14 protein-coding genes are annotated in these 14,039 nt (G+C 67.6%); 11 read left to right on the top strand and 3 right to left on the bottom strand.

From position 1 onward, the window contains the following. Positions 1 to 29 precede the first annotated feature (29 nt). On the bottom strand, positions 30 to 764 hold the full coding sequence (gene phnF, locus CEK29_RS18240; protein ID WP_094802871.1) for a phosphonate metabolism transcriptional regulator PhnF: 735 nt from the start codon (positions 762 to 764) through the stop codon (positions 30 to 32). Between the two features lie 181 nt (positions 765 to 945). Between phnF and phnG the strand changes: the two genes are divergently transcribed. The 7 genes from phnG to CEK29_RS18205 are packed head-to-tail and all read left to right on the top strand — an operon-like array spanning position 946 to position 6,867. After that, the gene (gene phnG, locus CEK29_RS18235; protein WP_094802869.1) at positions 946 to 1,407 is read left to right on the top strand and encodes a phosphonate C-P lyase system protein PhnG; all 462 of its coding nucleotides are present in this window, start codon (positions 946 to 948) and stop codon (positions 1,405 to 1,407) included. After that, positions 1,407 to 2,093, top strand: a complete 687-nt coding sequence (gene phnH / locus CEK29_RS18230; RefSeq protein WP_094858891.1) for a phosphonate C-P lyase system protein PhnH — start codon at positions 1,407 to 1,409, stop codon at positions 2,091 to 2,093. The genes phnG and phnH overlap by 1 nt, the downstream gene beginning before the upstream one ends. A gap of 1 nt (position 2,094) precedes the next feature. Beyond that, positions 2,095 to 3,252 (top strand): carbon-phosphorus lyase complex subunit PhnI, encoded by a 1,158-nt coding sequence (locus tag CEK29_RS18225; protein ID WP_094802865.1) that lies wholly within the window; start codon positions 2,095 to 2,097, stop codon positions 3,250 to 3,252. Continuing rightward, on the top strand, positions 3,249 to 4,142 hold the full coding sequence (locus CEK29_RS18220) for an alpha-D-ribose 1-methylphosphonate 5-phosphate C-P-lyase PhnJ (RefSeq protein ID WP_094858890.1): 894 nt from the start codon (positions 3,249 to 3,251) through the stop codon (positions 4,140 to 4,142). The genes CEK29_RS18225 and CEK29_RS18220 overlap by 4 nt, the downstream gene beginning before the upstream one ends. After that, complete coding sequence (phnK, locus tag CEK29_RS18215) at positions 4,139 to 4,915, top strand: phosphonate C-P lyase system protein PhnK (protein WP_094858889.1); 777 nt, start codon at positions 4,139 to 4,141, stop codon at positions 4,913 to 4,915. Before CEK29_RS18220 ends, phnK begins: the two co-directional genes overlap by 4 nt. A gap of 2 nt (positions 4,916 to 4,917) precedes the next feature. Next, positions 4,918 to 5,646: a phosphonate C-P lyase system protein PhnL gene (gene phnL, locus CEK29_RS18210; RefSeq protein WP_094858888.1), complete on the top strand. Its 729-nt coding sequence runs from the start codon at positions 4,918 to 4,920 to the stop codon at positions 5,644 to 5,646. Positions 5,647 to 5,667: 21 nt separating this feature from the next. Next, entirely contained in the window at positions 5,668 to 6,867 is a 1,200-nt protein-coding gene (locus CEK29_RS18205; RefSeq protein WP_094803293.1) for an alpha-D-ribose 1-methylphosphonate 5-triphosphate diphosphatase, read from the top strand. Positions 6,868 to 6,905: 38 nt separating this feature from the next. Here the strand turns inward: CEK29_RS18205 and CEK29_RS18200 are convergent, their stop codons facing one another. After that, on the bottom strand, positions 6,906 to 8,228 hold the full coding sequence (locus CEK29_RS18200; protein WP_094858887.1) for a dicarboxylate/amino acid:cation symporter: 1,323 nt from the start codon (positions 8,226 to 8,228) through the stop codon (positions 6,906 to 6,908). A 534-nt stretch (positions 8,229 to 8,762) separates the two neighbouring features. On the opposite strand from CEK29_RS18200, the gene fba reads away from it, so the two are divergent. Further along, positions 8,763 to 9,827: a class II fructose-bisphosphate aldolase gene (gene fba / locus CEK29_RS18195; RefSeq protein WP_094802855.1), complete on the top strand. Its 1,065-nt coding sequence runs from the start codon at positions 8,763 to 8,765 to the stop codon at positions 9,825 to 9,827. Between the two features lie 243 nt (positions 9,828 to 10,070). On the opposite strand, the gene CEK29_RS18190 is transcribed toward fba, so the two are convergent. Next, complete coding sequence (locus CEK29_RS18190; protein ID WP_249279147.1) at positions 10,071 to 10,712, bottom strand: GntR family transcriptional regulator; 642 nt, start codon at positions 10,710 to 10,712, stop codon at positions 10,071 to 10,073. A gap of 227 nt (positions 10,713 to 10,939) precedes the next feature. Between CEK29_RS18190 and gabT the strand changes: the two genes are divergently transcribed. Genes gabT through CEK29_RS18175 form a run of 3 tightly spaced genes read left to right on the top strand, consistent with a single transcriptional unit; the run spans position 10,940 to position 14,027 of the window. Further along, on the top strand, positions 10,940 to 12,280 hold the full coding sequence (gene gabT / locus CEK29_RS18185; RefSeq protein WP_432759250.1) for a 4-aminobutyrate--2-oxoglutarate transaminase: 1,341 nt from the start codon (positions 10,940 to 10,942) through the stop codon (positions 12,278 to 12,280). After that, positions 12,277 to 13,257, top strand: a complete 981-nt coding sequence (locus CEK29_RS18180; protein ID WP_094802851.1) for an aminopeptidase — start codon at positions 12,277 to 12,279, stop codon at positions 13,255 to 13,257. The genes gabT and CEK29_RS18180 overlap by 4 nt, the downstream gene beginning before the upstream one ends. Then, positions 13,254 to 14,027, top strand: coding sequence for an enoyl-CoA hydratase/isomerase family protein (locus tag CEK29_RS18175; RefSeq protein WP_094858886.1), 774 nt, complete (start codon positions 13,254 to 13,256; stop codon positions 14,025 to 14,027). The genes CEK29_RS18180 and CEK29_RS18175 overlap by 4 nt, the downstream gene beginning before the upstream one ends. Positions 14,028 to 14,039: the final 12 nt, after the last annotated feature.

Below are 14,039 nucleotides of genomic sequence, written 5' to 3'. Positions count from 1 at the left end.
CAGCTAAATGTCTAGACGAATCGGGCGGGTCATGCGGGCACGGTGTCGTCGTCGCTGATCACCAGTTGCACCCAGTCGCCGACGAAGCGCGTGAGGCTGTACTGGAGCGGAACGCCGGCCTGGTCCACATTGAGCGATTCGATCTGCAGGATCGGGCGCGTCTTGGGCTGACCCAACAGGCGCGTCACCTCGGCGCTCGGGAGCGCGGCGGTGATGCGCGACCACTTGCGGGTGTAGTCGTCCACCCCGAAATGAGCATAGACCTTCGACACCGAACGCTGGCGCGCGAGCTCGTCGGCAAAGTCCGGAAAGCGGCGTTCGTCGAAAAAATGTTCGGAGACGTTGATCGGCGTGCCCTCGGCCTTGCCGATCAGTTGCACGCGCAACAAGGGATGGCTGCGCGGCAGGCCGAGATGGCGCGCCACGTCGGCATTGCGCAACACCAGGCTGTCGATCACTTCGACATGGCCGTGCAGGCCCTGGTTGCGGAGGTTCTCGGAGAAGCGGGTGCGCCGGCCGATGACGTAATCGATCGCGTGCTCCTGCACGAAGGTGCCACGCCCCTGCTCGATCCGCACCAGACCATGCTGCTCGAGCTCGGCCATTGCGCGGCGGATCGTGTGCCGATTGACCGAGAAACGCGCGGCCAGCTCCGGCTCGGGCGGCATCTGTTCGCCCGCGGGATAGCGCTTCTTGCGGATGTCTTCGGCGAGCTGTTCGCCGATCTGGCGCCATACCGCGATGCCGGAGCCTCTTTCTACCATGGTCTTGTACCTGTCATGTGCGCAACATATCGTCGGCGAGATTGTGCACCATCGCCGCGCGCCGCGCCCTGGTCACGCGGCCGAATCGGGGCCTGTCATCAAAGCTTAATCCTGCCCTGCAAAACTGCCGCCATTCGTGTTTCACTTTGGCTATATTCATCTAGACGTTTAGAGGACGCACATGGATTCCTGCCCGAACCCCAACGACGCCGAGCGGGCCGCCTGGATGCGCGTGCTGGCGCTGGCCGATCCCCAGCGGCTCGACGTGCTCTACGACGCGCTCGAGCCCATTCCCGATTACCGCATGCTGCGCGAGCCGCAGACAGGCATGGCGATGGTGCGCGGCCGCAGCGGCGGCACGGGCGAGCCTTTCAACCTGGGCGAGGTCACGGTGACCCGCTGCGCCATCACGCTCGATCCCGGCGTCATGGGCGTGGCCTATGTGCAGGGGCGTGGCCGGCGGCATGCGCGGCAGGCCGCCGTGGCGGACGCCCTCATGCAATTGGCGGATTGGCGGCCGCGCATCGAACGTGATCTGCTGGCGCCCCTGGCGCGCGAACAGGCCGAGCGGGCCGGCCGCCGCGCCGGCGCCGCCGCGCAGTCGCGGGTGGAGTTCTTCACGATGGTGCGAGGAGAGGATTGATGCAGCCGCAACGCCAACCCCAGACCTCCCCGGCGGTGCAGACGGGCGCCGTGCAGACGGGCGCCGTGCATACGGGCGCCGTGCACACGGGCGCCGTGCACACGAGCGCCGTCCCGCTGCCCGGCTTCACCGATCCGGTGGCCGACGCGCAGCAGGCGTTCCGCCTCGCCCTGCAGGCCATGGCGGCGCCCGGCCGCGTCCATACGCTCGAGCCGACCTGCGCGGTGCCGGCCGGCTTCGCGCCCGCGCTCACCGCGCTGCTGCTCACGCTGGCCGATACCGACACCCCGCTGTGGTTGCCGCCGGACAGCAGTGCCCAGGCGCTGGCGTTCGTGCGCTTTCATTGCGCCAGCCCGCTGGTCGACCTGCCGCTCGCCGCGCGCTTCGTCGCTGTACCGGCCGGCGCCAGGGCGCCGGCCCTGACCGACCTCGACGCGGGCCAGCCCGATTACCCCGACCGCTCCGCCACGCTGATCCTGGAAGTGGAGACCCTCGAACAGGGGCAGGCGGTCACGCTGCGTGGCCCGGGCATCCGCGACACGCAGACGCTGCGCGCGGCGGTGCCGGAGGGCTTCTGGCGCGAATGGCGCCACAACCATGCGCGTTTTCCGCTCGGCGTGGACCTGTTCCTGACCTGCGGCGCGCAGTTCTGCGCCTTGCCGCGCACCGCCATCGTGGAGGAATGACATGTACGTAGCCGTGAAAGGAGGCGAACGTGCCATCCTCAATTCGTACCGCCTGCTGGACGCCTATCGCCGCGGCGACGTGGCCCTGCCCGAGCTGAGCGTGGCGCAGATCCGCGAACAGATGCCGCTGGCGGTGTCGCGCGTGATGGCCGAAGGCGCGCTGTACGACCGCGATCTGGCGGCCCTGGCCATCAAACAGGCCGCGGGCGACACGCTCGAGGCCGTCTTCCTGCTGCGGGCCTATCGCACCACGCTCTCGCGATTCGGCTACACGGAGCCCGTCGACACCGGCCGCATGCGGCTGGATCGGCGCATCTCGGCCACGTTCAAGGATCTGCCCGGCGGCCAGATGCTGGGTCCGACCTACGACTACACCCAGCGCCTGCTCGATTTTTCGCTGATGGACGAGGGCGAGCCGGACGCGCCGGGCGATGCGGCGCAGGCCGATGCCGCCCGCGCCGAGGCGGCCGTGCAGGCCCATACACCGCGCGTCACCGATCTGCTGGCCCAGGATGACCTGATCGACCCGGAGCTGCCGACACCGGATGCGCCCGCGCCGTTCGATCTGACGCGCGAGCCGCTCAGTTTCCCGGCGCCGCGCTCGGCGCGCCTGCAGAATCTGGCGCGCGCCGACGAGGGTTTTCTGCTGGCGATGGGCTATTCCACACAGCGCGGTTATGGCAATACCCACCCCTTCGCGGCCGAGATCCGTTACGGCAGCGTCGAGGTGGAGCTCATGGTCGAGGAACTGGGCTTCGCCGTCACCATCGGCGAGATCGAGCTGACGGAATGCCAGATGGTGAGTCAGTTCGGCGGCGCGCCGGGCGAGGCGCCGCGATTCACGCGCGGCTATGGCCTGGTGTTCGGTTACGGCGAACGCAAGGCCATGTCGATGTCACTGGTCGATCGCGCGCTCAAGGCGGCCGAACTCGGCGAAGCCGCCGATTCGCCGGCAAACGACCAGGAATTCGTTCTCTATCACAGCGACAACGTCGAGGCCTCGGGCTTCGTCCAGCATCTGAAACTGCCGCATTACGTGGACTTCCAGGCCAACCTGGAACTGGTGCGACGCCTGCGTGGCGAGCACGCGCAAGCCGAGGCCCGCGCGCAGCCGCCGGCCGGGGCTCCCCTTTCTCCCGTCACCGAGGCCGCCGCATGAGCCACGCCAGCCCCCTTACCGAAGGCGCGTACAACTTCGCCTATCTCGACGAGTCCACCAAGCGCATGCTGCGCCGCGCCCTGCTGAAGGCGGTGGCCATCCCCGGCTACCAGGTGCCGTTCGGTGGCCGCGAAATGCCCTTGCCCTACGGCTGGGGCACCGGCGGCATCCAGGTCACGGCGGCGATCATCGGCCAGCAAGACGTGCTCAAGGTGATCGATCAGGGATCGGACGACACGACCAACGCCATCAACATCCGGCGTTTCTTCGCCCGCGTGACCGGCGTGCGCACCACCGAGGCGACGCGCGAGGCCAGCATCATCCAGACGCGCCATCGCATTCCGGAAACGCCGCTCGCCGAAGGCCAGATCATGGTCTATCAGGTGCCGATCCCCGAGCCGCTGCGCTGGCTCGAGCCCAGCGAAACCGAGACCCGCACGATGCACGCGCTGGCCGAGTACGGCGGCATGCACGTCAAGCTTTACGAAGACATCGCGCGCCATGGCCATATCGCCACCACCTACGACTATCCGGTCATCGTGAACGATCGCTACATGATGCGGCCCTCGCCCATCCCCAAGTTCGACAATCCCAAGCTCGACGCCAGCCCGGCGCTGATGCTGTTCGGCGCCGGCCGCGAGAAGCGTGTGTACGCGGTGCCGCCGTACACCCGCGTGCGCAGCCTGGACTTCGAGGATCACCCGTTCGAGGTCGAGCGCTGGGACGGCAGTTGCGCGCACTGCGGCGCCACCGACAGCTATCTCGACGAGATCATTCTGGATGACCAGGGCACGCGCCGGTTCGTGTGTTCCGACACGGAGTATTGCGCCACGCGCCAGGCCGAAGGCCATCACGGCTGCGACACCGCGCCGGTGGAGGTGCAGGCATGAGCGCGCATCCCTTGTTGTCGGTACGCGGCCTGACGTACACCTGGGACGGTGTGCACGGTTGCCGCGACGTGAGTTTCGATCTGTGGCCGGGCGAAGTGCTGTGCGTGGTTGGCGAATCGGGATCGGGCAAGAGCACCTTGCTGCAGGCGCTGTCGTGGCAGGTCGTGCCGCAGGACGGCAGCATCTGGTTTGACACGCGCGACCAGGGGCCGGTGTCGCTCGCGTCGCTCACCAGCGCGCGGCTGCGCTTGCTGGCGCGCACCGATTGGGGCTTCGTGCGGCAGAACCCGCGCGATGGCCTGCGCATGCGGGTGAGCGCGGGCGCCAACGTGGCCGAGCGATTGATGGCGATCGGCGATCGCCATTACGGCGAACTGCGCGGCGCGGCCTCGGAATGGCTGCGCAAGATGGAGATCGATGTGGCGCGCCTGGACGACGCGCCGGCGAAATTCTCGGGCGGCATGCAGCAACGCCTGCAGATCGCGCGCAACCTGGTCACGCATCCGCGCCTGGTGTTCATGGACGAGCCCACCGCGTCGCTCGACGTGTCGGTGCAGGCGCGTCTGCTCGACCTGTTGCGCCAGCTCGTCGCCGATCTCGGTCTCGCGGCCATCATCGTGACGCACGATCTCGCGGTCGCGCGCCTGCTGGCGCACCGCACGCTGGTGATGCGCGGCGGGCGTGTCGTGGAGAGCGGCCTCACCGACCAGATCCTCGACGATCCGCAGCACCCCTACACCCAGTTGCTCGTGTCTTCCATCCTGCAGAGCTGATCATGACCGACCTTTCCCTCGTTTCCGGCGCCATGGTCTCGGTGCACGGACTGAGCAAGACTTTCACGCTGCACAACCAGGGCGGAACGGCGCTGCCGGTACTCGACGCGGTGGATTTCACCGCGCATGCCGGCGAGTGCGTGGTGCTGGACGGCCCCTCGGGCACGGGCAAGAGCACCTTGCTGCGCTGTCTGTATGGCAACTATCTGGCCAGCGCGGGCTCGATCCGGGTGCGCGATGGCGCGGCCAGCGTCGAACTCACCCAGGCCCCCGAGCGCGAGGTGCTGCGGCTGCGGCGCGACGTGATCGGCTACGTCAGCCAGTTTCTGCGCGCGGTACCGCGCGTGAGCGCGCTCGACGTGGCGGCCGAGCCGCTGCGGGCCCGGGGCGTGGCCGCGGCCGAGGCGCGCGATGCCGCCGCGGCCTTGCTGGCACGGCTCAACCTGCCCGAGCGGCTCTGGTCGCTGCCGCCCGCCACGTTCTCCGGCGGCGAGCAGCAGCGCGTGAACATTGCACGCGGCTTCATCGGCGGTCATCCGATCCTGCTGCTCGACGAGCCGACGGCCTCGCTCGACGCGGACAACCGCAATGTGGTGGTGGGCCTGATCCGCGAGGCGGTGGCCGAAGGCCGCTGCCTGATCGGCATCTTCCACGATGAAGCGGTGCGCCACGCCGTGGCCACGCGTCTGTTGTCGCTGCGCCCGGCCGCCGTGCCGGCCTGCGCGGCCTGAATCGACTCCAGGAGCATGATGATGAGCAAGCAATACCTGACCGGTGCGCGCGTGGTGCTGCCGGATGCCGTGCTGGACGATGGCGCGGTGCTGATCGAGGACGGCCGCATCGCCGCCGTGAATCCGGTCAGCGGCATGGCGGGCGCCCAGGAGTTCCGGCTCGACGGCCAGACCCTGCTGCCCGGGCTGATCGACCTGCACTGCGATGCGATCGAGAAGGAGGCGGAGCCGCGCGCCAGCGTGCTGTTTCCGCTGGACTTCGCCGTGGCGCAGGTGGATCGTCGCAATGCCGCGGCCGGCATCACCACGCCGTTTCATGCGATGTCGTTCGCCAACAAGGAATGGGGCGTGCGCAACAACCAGACCGCGGCCGAGATCATCCGCCTGGTGCATGCGTTCCGCGGACACAGCCTGGTCGATAACCGCGTGCATTGCCGCTACGAGGTCACCGATCCGGCGGCGGTGGAGGTGCTTTGCGCGCTGATCCGCGAGGGCGTGGTGGACCTGCTCTCTGTCATGGATCATTCGCCCGGTCAGGGGCAGTTCAAGACGCTCGAAGCCTATCTCAAGTACATGATGGGCAATCACGCCATGACGCGCGACGAGGCCGAAGCGGCCGCCAGCGCCAAGCTCGACGGTCAGGCCGGCGCGAGCGGCCGGGTGGAGCGATTGCTGGGCGTGGCGCGCGAGTGCGGCATTCCCACGGCCAGCCACGACGACGATTCGGTGCATCGCATCGCCACCATGCGCAACCTGGGCGTGGCGATGAGCGAGTTCCCGATCAACCTCGACACGGCCACGGCGGCGGTGTCCTGCGGTCTGCCCACCATCTTTGGCGCGCCCAACGTGCTGCGAGGGCAGAGCCAGAGCGGCTCGATGCGCGCCATCGACGCCGTGCGCGCCGGCGTGGCGAGCTGCCTGTGTTCGGATTACCAGCCCTCGACCCTGATCGCCTCGGTGTTCAAGGTGATCGAGCAGACCGATCTCGGTCTGCCGCAGGCGGCCGCGCTGGTCACGGCCAATCCGGCGCGCGCCGCCGGCCTGCATGACCGCGGCCGCATCGAGGCCGGGCTGCGTGCCGACCTGGTGGCGGTGATGCCGGTGGGCAGCATGCCGCTCGTGAGTCAGACCTGGTCCGCCGGCAGGCTGGTGTTCGGCGCGCACTACGCGCCCGCGGTGCCGGCGCGCGTGGTGGCCGGCGCCGACATGCTGGCCGCCTGAGCGCGTGCGAGGGCCGCTCAGGGCGGCCCGCTGCTAACTCAGGCGCGCTGACGCCCGGCGGCGGATGCCACCGGAGCCACGGCCGATTGCGGCTCGGTCTCTTCCGCCGAGGCCTCGGCGATCTCCTCGGGCGAGGCGCGATCGCCTTCCAGCTTGGCGATCACGGCGGTGGCCAGGCTGTTGCCCACCACGTTGGTGGCAGTGCGGCCCATGTCGAAGAACTGGTCGATGCCCATGATGAGCAGCAGGCCGGCTTCGGGCAGGTTGAACATCGGCAGCGTGGCCGCCACCACCACCAGCGACGCACGCGCCACCCCGGCCATGCCCTTGCTGGTGATCATCAGCACCAGCAGCAGCATGAGCTGCTGGCTCAAGCTCATCGGAATCTCGTAGGCCTGCGCGATGAAGAGCACCGCGAACGACTGATACATCATCGAGCCGTCGAGGTTGAACGAATAGCCCAGCGGCAGCACGAAGCCCGAGATCCGCTTGGACACGCCGAAGCGCGACAGGGCTTCGATGGTCTTGGGATAGGCGGATTCGCTGCTCGCGGTGGAGAAGGCCAGCAGCGTGGGCTCTTTGATGAGCCCGCCCAGCCGCACGATGGACCGGCCCAGAAACAGGTAGCCCACGCCGAACAGCACGGCCCACAGCAGGGCCAGGCCGAGATAGAACTCGCCGATCAGGAGGCCATAGCCCACCAGCACGCCGAGGCCTTCGGTGGTGATGGCGGCCGCCATCGCGGCGAACACGCCGATCGGCGCGAAGCGCATCACATAGTCGGTGACGCGGAACATGACCTTGGCCAGCTCATCGATCGCGTTGACGATGGTGGTATGACCCTGGCCGCGCACATAGGCCAGGCCGGCGCCGAAGAACAGCGAGAACACGAGAATCTGCAGGATCTCGTTGGTCGCCATCGCCTCGATGATGCTGCGCGGGAACACGTGCGTGATGAAGGCCTTGAGCGTGAAGTCACCGGTCTTGAGCGCCGTGTGCGCCGCCGCGTCGGGCAGGGTGAGATTCATGTGCGTGCCGGGCGAGAAGATGTTCACCAGCAGCAGGCCGAGCAGCAGCGATGTCACCGAGGCGAGCACGAACCAGATCATGGCGCGCAGGCCGATGCGGCCCACGGCGCTCGAGTCCGTCATGCTGGCCAGGCCCGACACCAGCGTGGCGAACACCAGCGGCGCGATGATCATCTTGATCATGCGCAGGAAGATGTCGGTGAGCATGCTGAAGTAACCCGCCAGTTGTTTGGCGTGGGCCGCGTCCTGGGCCGTGCGATTGCAGATGTATCCCACTACGATGCCCAGCACCATGGCGATGCCGATGTAGCGAGTCAACTTCTTGGTATTCATGATAGGCAGAACTGAGGGTTGGAGCAGGTCGCCGGCGCCGCGCATCAGCGGGCGAACAAGGGCCGGCGGGTGGGTGGCCCGGGCAGCCTGGGCCTGAATGCGGCGAGGCGGCGGGCACGCGTCGGGCGACGCGGACGGCCCCGATGAGGGGGGCCCGGCGCGATAGTAAGCGCGGCTGGCTGACAGACAGTTGTCAGTGCGGCCCGGCACCTCGGGGCTGGGGCGGCGCGGTAACAACCAATGACAAAATGGCCGGGGTAGGCCGACGTTGCCGTCGGTCGGCGGCGGGATGCCGGCGGTAAGTGATGGCGGGCCGCCGCCGCCGGGCCGGGGAGGCGGGCGGCTTAGGGCCGGGAAGTACTGCGCGCGAGCCCGTAATGGCGCGGCGGTGGGGCCGCCGGACAGGCGCCGGGGCGGGTTTGGTTACGCCTTGTCGGCTCGTGCACAAGACCTGGTTTCAAAGCACGGCTAAAATCGCTGCATTCAGCCGCATTTCAACCATCACAATCAACCGGTAATCAAGGAGGTCCTTTCATGGCCCTAGTTTCCATGCGCCAGTTGCTCGACCACGCCGCCGAGCACGGTTATGGCATCCCCGCCTTCAACGTCAATAACCTGGAACAAGTCCAGGCCATCATGGAAGCGGCCGCCGAGACCGACAGTCCGGTGATCATGCAGGCCTCCGCCGGTGCACGCAAATACGCGGGCGAAGGCTTCCTCAAGTATCTGATCCAGGCCGCCGTCGAGTCGTATCCGCACATCCCCGTGGTGATGCACCAGGATCACGGCCAGTCGCCGTCCGTCTGTCAGGGTGCGATCAATCTGGGCTTCTCCAGCGTCATGATGGACGGTTCGCTGAAAGAAGACGGCAAGACCATCGCCGACTACGACTACAACGTCGACGTGACCCGCAAGGTCGTCGACATGGCGCACAAGCTGGGCGTGACGGTCGAAGGCGAACTCGGCTGCCTGGGCTCGCTCGAAACCATGGAAGGCGACAAGGAAGACGGCCACGGCGCCGACGGCAAGCTGACCATGGATCAGCTGCTGACCGATCCCGAGCAGGCCGCCGACTTCGTGCGCCAGACCCAGCTCGACGCCCTGGCCATCGCCATCGGCACCAGCCACGGCGCCTACAAGTTCACGCGCAAGCCCACCGGCGACATCCTGTCGATCAAGCGCATCAAGGAAATCCACGCCCGCCTGCCCAACACCCACCTGGTGATGCACGGCTCGTCGAGCGTGCCGCAGGAGCTGCTGGCCGAGATCCGCGAATTCGGCGGCGACATGAAGGAAACCTACGGCGTGCCCGTCGAAGAGATCCAGGAAGCCATCAAGTTCGGCGTGCGCAAGATCAATATCGACACCGATATCCGTCTGGCCATGACCGGCGCGATCCGCCGCTTCTTCGCCGAGAACCCCACCAAGTTCGACCCGCGCGAATACCTCAAGCCCGCCCGCGCCGCCGCCAAGGCGATCTGCGTGGCCCGCTACACCGAGTTCGGCACGGCCGGCAACGCCAGCAAGATCAAGGCGCTGCCCCTGACCGAGATCGCGCAGCAGTACGCCAGCGGCAAGCTGGCCCAGGTCGTGCAGTAAAGCTGACGGGGCCGGCAACGGCCCTGAAGAAAAAAGGCCGGACGCCTCGTGCGTCCGGCCTTTTTTTGTCTTAGGGCCGCCCCAAGACAGAAAATCTCCCTCGGGGGCAGCAAGCCGAAGGCGCGGCGTGGGGGCCTTTTTTGTCGCCGGGCCGCCCCAAGACAAAAAACGCCCCCTTGGGGGGCAGCAAGCCGAAGGCGCGGCGTGGGGGCCTTTCCCCCCGTTTTTCCTGCAGCGCGGCGGTCAGATCAGGTAGTCCTTGTAGCGCTGGATCGAATCGCGCGCGCCCTGGTTGAGCGCGCGCACGCAGCGCTCGGCCCGGTCGTAGTCGCCGGCCACCATCGCCGCGAGCAGGTCGCGGTATTGCAGGATCCCGGTGTCGGCACGGCCGGGCAGCAGCGCCACGCGCCGCATCGTCACGCGCGTGCGCTCGTAGATGCGTTCGATGAGGTCGCTGAGCACGGGGTTGGCGGCCAGCTCGGCCAGCCGGTCGCGGAACCGCATGATGGTGTTCACGTGGGCCTCGATATCACCGTCGCGCAGGCTCTGCTCGAACGGCGGGCCCAGCCATTCCTGCAGCTCGACCCAGTCTTCGGGCCGGGCGTGTTGCATGGCGAGGCGCACGGTCAGGCTATCGAGCGATTCACGCACTTCGTACAGACGATAAGTGGTCTCCATGTCCACCGGCACCACGACCGCGCCCTTGTTGGGAACGCGCTCGATCAGGCCGCGGTCTTCGAGGGTGGCCAGCACCTCGCGCGCCTTCGCGCGGGTGATGCCGTAGTGCTGCGCCAGATCTTCCTCGGGCAAGCGCGAGCCCGGCAGCACTGACTGCGACGCGATGCGGGCGCGCACATCGCGCAGCACCGCCTGGGTCGACACCATGGGTCGCTTCGGCGCCGGGTCGGCACTGTCTACGGGTTTGTCTCGGGTTGCCATTTTCACGTCCCTGATCGCCATTTTTTTGAGGAGAAAATCATATCATCGCATCGAACTCAAAATTGTGCACAATCAAGATAACTAAATTGTGATTTGGAATTGACACAATATTGTTCCGGGAATAACCTGCAGTCGTCCGATGTCTTGGGACGCACGATTTCAGGAGAATGGCTTTGCAGATCGAATCTTCGAAGGCGGCCGGCCCGGGCCCGCGCTGCCAGGAATACATGTCACGGCGCGCGGCGCATGTCGCGCGCGGCGTGGTCAACGGACCCCCCGTGTTCGCCCGCCATGCCAGCGGCGCCACGATCACCGACCTGGATGGTCGGGAGTACCTGGATTTCGCGGGCGGCATCGGCACCTTGAACGTGGGCCATGCGCATCCGGAAGTGGTGGAGGCCGTGAAGGCCCAGGCGGATGCCTACCTGCACACCTGCTTCAACATCGTGATGTATCCCGGCTACATCGAACTCGCCGAAGCGCTGATCGAGCGCGTGCCCGGTGACTGGCCCAAGAAGGTCATGCTGCAGAGCACCGGCGCCGAAGCGATCGAAAACGCCATCAAGATCGCGCGCCGCGCCACGGGCCGCGCCGCCGTGGTCGCATTCGAAAACGCATTTCACGGCCGCACCTTCATGGCCTTGTCGCTCACGGCCAAGGCGCCCGGCTACAAAACGGGCTTCGGGCCGCTCGCCTCCGAGGTGTACCGGGCGCCGTTCCCGGTGGCCTATCGCAGCCGGGACGACGCCGAGGCCAGCGGCCGGCACGCGTTCGATCGCCTGCGGCGCATGATTGAAAGCGAGATCGGCGCGGATCAGGTCGCGGCTGTCGTGATCGAGCCGGTGCAGGGGGAGGGCGGTTTCCATGTCGCGCCGCCCGAGTTCATGCGCAGCCTGCGCGATTACTGCACCCGGCACGGCATCGTGCTGATCGCCGACGAGATCCAGTCGGGCTTTTGCCGCACCGGCCATTGGTTCGCCACCGAGCATGCGGGCGTGCAGGCCGACCTCTACACGCTGGCGAAGTCGATGGGCGGCGGAATGCCGATCGCGGCGGTCGTCGGCCGTGCCGAATTGATGGACGCGCCCGACCTCGGCGGGCTGGGCGGCACCTATGCCGGCAACCCGCTGTCGTGCGCCGCCGCGCTCGCCACGCTGAAGGTGATGGCGCGCGACGACTACGCGGGCAAGGCCCGGCGCATCGGCGAGATCCTGGAGGCGCGGTTTGCACGCTGGGTCCGCGAGATCGAAATCGTGGGCGACGCGCGCGGCGTGGGCGCGATGCGCGCCGTCGAGATCGTGCAGGACAAGGCCGGCGCGGAGCCCGCGTCGGCGCTGGCCGCGCGGATCGTGCAACGGGCGTACGAGGCCGGCCTCATTCTGGTCAAGGCGGGCTTTCACGGCAATGTGCTCCGTTTTCTCGGACCCCTGTGCATGAGCGAGGCCGAGCTCGCGCGCGGCCTCGACATCCTGGAGCAGGCCATCGTGCACGTCGCCGGGGAGGCACGCGCATGAATACCCTGCTCAAACTCGACAATGCGCGCAAGGTCACCCACGTATTGGGCGGCGCGCGCCAGGGCATGAACGTGCTGGTGCTCTACGACTTCTATACCGAGCACAATGTGCAGCCGCTTGCGATCGCCCTGCAGGAGTGCGGCGCGACCCTGCATCTGTTGCAGATCGCCGGCAGCCGCCAGCATGGCGGCGGCTTCTCGGAAGTGGTGGCCCAGGCCATGCGCGCAGCCGATCTCGTGATTGCGCTGACGCGCGCCAATGCGGCGCACACCGAAGCGCGGCAACAGGCCACGAAGGCGGGCGTGGGCGTGATCGTGCTGCCCGAATCGGACAAGCCCGACTTCTTCCTTGCCGAAGGCTGGAAGGCGGATTTCGACGCGCTCAGACCCGAGATTCAGGGGCTTGCCGATGCGCTCACGCAGGCCAGCCATGCGCGTGTCACGAGCGCGGCGGGTACGGATATCCGCATGAGCATCGCCGGGCGGCGCGGTCGCGCGCTGCACGGGTTTGCCAACACGGTCGATATCTCGGCCGGCTACTGCCTCGAATCCAGCCTCGCGCCGGTCGAAGGCACGGCCGAGGGCGTGATCGTGGTCAATGCCAGCATTCCCGGCGTGGGCCTGGTGCAGAACGAGCCGGTACGCATCGTATTCGAACGCGGCATGGCGGTATCCATCGAGGGTGGCGCGCTCGCCACGCGTTTTCGCGAGCTGCTCGCCGGTTTCGAGGATCCGCTGGTTTACAACCTCGGCGAGCTGGGCGTGGGCATGAACCCCTGCTGCACGCTGGACGGGACCATGCTGTCCGACGAAAGCGTCTATGGTTCGATCCAGCTCGCGCTCGGCACCAGCGCTTATATCGGCGGCACCGTCAAGGCGGCCGCGCACTACGACACCATTGTGACCGAGGCGCAGCTCTGGCTGGACGACAGGCTCGTCCTGGACGGCACGCGCCTGCTGCTGGAGCCACGGCCATGACCGTACGCCTGACCATCGAAGACAACGGGGTGGCCCGGGTCCTGTTCGACCGGCCGGCCAAGCGCAATGCCTTCACCCTGGAGATGTATCGCGAGTTCGGCGCCGTCTTCGATGCGCTCGATGCGGACGACGCCGTCCGCTGCATCGTCCTGCGCGGTGCCGGCGGCGCGTTCTGCGCGGGCAGCGACATCGGCGGATTCGACGAAGACCGGGAAGGCGCGGCGCAGGCGCGCGACTATGCCGAATTCACGCTCGCCATGACCGATCGCCTCAAGCTCGTGCGCCATCCCACGGTGGCCTGCATCGAGGGCGCCTGCGTGGGCGGCGGGCTCGAGATCGCCGCCATGTGCGATGTGCGGATCGCCGCGCGCAGCGCGCGGTTCGGAATCCCCATCAATCGCATCGGGCTCACCCTCGATTACCGCGAGCTGGCCGATCTCGTCGCGCTGATCGGGCCGGCGCACGCCCTGGAGATGCTGCTCGAAGGCTCGGTTTTCGACGCCGCCGAGGCGATGTCGAAGGGGCTGCTCACGCGCGTGGTCGACGACGCGGCGCTCGAAGAGGCCGTGGCGCAGTGCGTGGAGCGGATCGTGCGCGGGGCGCCGTTGGCCAATCGCTGGCACAAGCGCTTCGTGCGCCGGCTGGCCTCGGGCGAGACCCTGAGCGAGGCGGATCTGCTCGAGCCCTACGCCTGTTTCGACACCGAAGATTATCGCGCCGGCAAGGCCGCGTTCCTGCGCAAGGAAACGCCGGTCTTCGTCGGTCGCTGACAGGAGCGAATT

Source organism: Bordetella genomosp. 5, from assembly GCF_002261475.1.
Taxonomy (GTDB): Bacteria; Pseudomonadota; Gammaproteobacteria; order Burkholderiales; family Burkholderiaceae_B; genus Bordetella.
The sequence above is the reverse complement of the archived record's forward strand: the minus strand, read 5'-3'. Positions and strand labels throughout refer to the sequence as shown.

Bases quoted from the DNA above. Each gene is read 5' to 3' on its own strand.
- phnF (WP_094802871.1), bottom strand. From the start codon at position 764: ATGGTAGAAAGAGGCTCCGGCATCGCGGTATGGCGCCAGATCGGCGAA.
- phnG (WP_094802869.1), top strand. From the start codon at position 946: ATGGATTCCTGCCCGAACCCCAACGACGCCGAGCGGGCCGCCTGGATG.
- phnH (WP_094858891.1), top strand. From the start codon at position 1,407: ATGCAGCCGCAACGCCAACCCCAGACCTCCCCGGCGGTGCAGACGGGC.
- CEK29_RS18225 (WP_094802865.1), top strand. From the start codon at position 2,095: ATGTACGTAGCCGTGAAAGGAGGCGAACGTGCCATCCTCAATTCGTAC.
- CEK29_RS18220 (WP_094858890.1), top strand. From the start codon at position 3,249: ATGAGCCACGCCAGCCCCCTTACCGAAGGCGCGTACAACTTCGCCTAT.
- phnK (WP_094858889.1), top strand. From the start codon at position 4,139: ATGAGCGCGCATCCCTTGTTGTCGGTACGCGGCCTGACGTACACCTGG.
- phnL (WP_094858888.1), top strand. From the start codon at position 4,918: ATGACCGACCTTTCCCTCGTTTCCGGCGCCATGGTCTCGGTGCACGGA.
- CEK29_RS18205 (WP_094803293.1), top strand. From the start codon at position 5,668: ATGAGCAAGCAATACCTGACCGGTGCGCGCGTGGTGCTGCCGGATGCC.
- CEK29_RS18200 (WP_094858887.1), bottom strand. From the start codon at position 8,228: ATGAATACCAAGAAGTTGACTCGCTACATCGGCATCGCCATGGTGCTG.
- fba (WP_094802855.1), top strand. From the start codon at position 8,763: ATGGCCCTAGTTTCCATGCGCCAGTTGCTCGACCACGCCGCCGAGCAC.
- CEK29_RS18190 (WP_249279147.1), bottom strand. From the start codon at position 10,712: ATGGTGTCGACCCAGGCGGTGCTGCGCGATGTGCGCGCCCGCATCGCG.
- CEK29_RS18180 (WP_094802851.1), top strand. From the start codon at position 12,277: ATGAATACCCTGCTCAAACTCGACAATGCGCGCAAGGTCACCCACGTA.
- CEK29_RS18175 (WP_094858886.1), top strand. From the start codon at position 13,254: ATGACCGTACGCCTGACCATCGAAGACAACGGGGTGGCCCGGGTCCTG.